The organism is Methanospirillum sp., assembly GCF_035560735.1.
Taxonomy (GTDB): Archaea; Halobacteriota; Methanomicrobia; order Methanomicrobiales; family Methanospirillaceae; genus Methanospirillum.
In genome coordinates this window covers 1-2139 of the sequence record NZ_DATMYY010000019.1, presented here as the reverse complement: position 1 = coordinate 2139, position 2139 = coordinate 1, and the positions used below count along the sequence as shown (strand labels likewise).

The following is a 2139-nucleotide window of genomic DNA, read 5'->3' as shown; positions in this document are numbered from 1 at the left end:
GTTTTCACCGATACTGGTAATCTCGGTAACTGTCTAAACTGAGGTACGTGAAATTGTGGTGAGAACCCTTTCCGCTGTCGAATTTGTTTTTTCAATATCTTGTTCCAGTTTTCCGAAAAAAACTCGGTTTTTCCGATATCGGCAATTCTGATTACTCCAAAAAACCCATTCAGATAAAGCCTACCTCTGGCAAGCCTCTCATCCAACGTCTTACAACCGATGATGGAAGGCTTGCTGATAGCTTTGCCCACGTTTATGGTGATCTTTGGACGTGTGGGATTCTCATCTATTTGCATCTCATACTTGGTGCCCCATGTGGTGAAGTTCTTGACTGTTTCCAGGTTTATGCCAATACAATAAACCAGGGATCGGCCATTGCCCTTGATCCTACCACACATCTGAAACATCTGCATAAATATCTCGGTCTGGCGCATGATCCTGGCAGCTTCTCTGGTCTTGCAGAATCTGTCCATGCAATGCCCTGGAGTATCTGCACCTCCAACCAAGATCATGACCTTAGCAGGCTTCTTATCCCAATGATCCTCGCCTCCCCAGTTACCAATCCAAGTGTAGAAGTAGAAGCGACCAGAGTGACTATCTGGGCCTCGGTAATATGTCACTATCAAATCATTCTCCGCTTTCCTGTGCTCAGTATTATGGAACCAGCCCAGTTCCTCCGCTACCATCTTTCTTATGGCATCTGCTTCTGCTGCTTTCCTGGCAACAATAACCACACGTCCCTTCCCTTCTTGGTTTAGTATTTCCAGGATTTCTTCCCTGATACATGGCAACTGGGCATTGAAGGAATTCCTTCCCTCGCCACTCATTTTGTAGCTGTCTGCTAGTATGAGCTGCTCCCCTGCAGAGTCGGTAGGATCTCCCCCTTCGCCCAGCAAAACGGTGGGCATGTGACCTCCGTTTGGCATGTATCTATCGTAATTATACCGGCCCTTTGTTGCCGTAATGAAGACCACCTTCTTCCCCATTTTAATACTCTCTGTGATAAAGTCTTCCAGTGCCTCTCTTTCATCCACGTTATCAGCTACTAGATTAACTACGTACCGTCCATTTGTCCATTCTAGTTCCAGGTCAAGGCTTTTGTTGCCCATTAGCTGGGACAGTGGGTCTAGGATATTTTTAATACTTGATAGTCTTTCAATGGGTCTTCGCTTATCTATGTGTAGGTATATCATTTCATTGTTTACTGCAACATAGTGCCCGAAATGTTTCGGATCTTCCGTGTCAATGTAGAATGGGTTTGGAATCCTCACGTTGAGTAGCCGCTTCCCATTTTCTTTATCCGTTGATTGATTTATGCATCTCAAAATTGCATCCTGTGTCCGTTCATCGGCTATCAGTTCATCGATGTTAGACAAGAGTGCCTTTAGTTTAGGGTATTCACCATCTGGGGTGCTCATGATGCCACAGAAGCGACTACGGTACTGTGTTGGCATTCCATCTTTCACGTCGAAGATTTTGATTGAAACTGTTTTGCCAAATTCAATCAGGTGACACTCATCTATCAACAGAACCGTGCAACATTTTAGTATTTTTTCAATTCTGCGTGTTCCCAAGCTGGGTTCTTCTGGTCTGGTCTGCAGATCCCGGTATCTTGAGAGCATCGAAGCTATGATCCCACTGTATGTGATTCCATAACCCACAACTTTTTCATCTTCTTCGGTTACTTGTACACTTTTATATACCGGGCAATTCTTTTTCAATTCACATTCCTTACAATCCACAACATACTTGTACCATTCTTTCAAGTCAGGATTCTTCTTTATCATTTCCTTAACTTTGGGACAGTCCATGTTTGTTGGAAAAGCCATAGTCAGTAATCCATCTGTAATCAGCTTAAACCTGGTAGCATCGTCTGGGGCATCTGTCATTGCGTCGCAGTATTGAACGCAGCTTCGCAGTACATCACTTGCACCTGATTTGAGTGGTTCAATCAGCAAGAATTTCTCACCTGTATCGATAGGCGATGAACCTAAGCCAGTGGTGCCCCCTGCCCCGGTGTCTTTGGCAACTGTAATGGGCTTGCCTTTCTTTAATTGACGAAAAATTGCTTTGGCCTCCACTTTCGCTGGGTGTGGATTCCCTTTGTAGATATCGAGTGTTATAGGAATTGTCATACTG

General features: G+C 44.5%; 1 protein-coding gene. It reads right to left on the bottom strand.

The genetic code is table 11. The annotated features are described in order from the left end of the window. On the bottom strand, positions 1–2139 hold a 2139-nt coding region (locus tag VN429_RS00610), incomplete at both ends, for a hypothetical protein (RefSeq protein ID WP_325628666.1).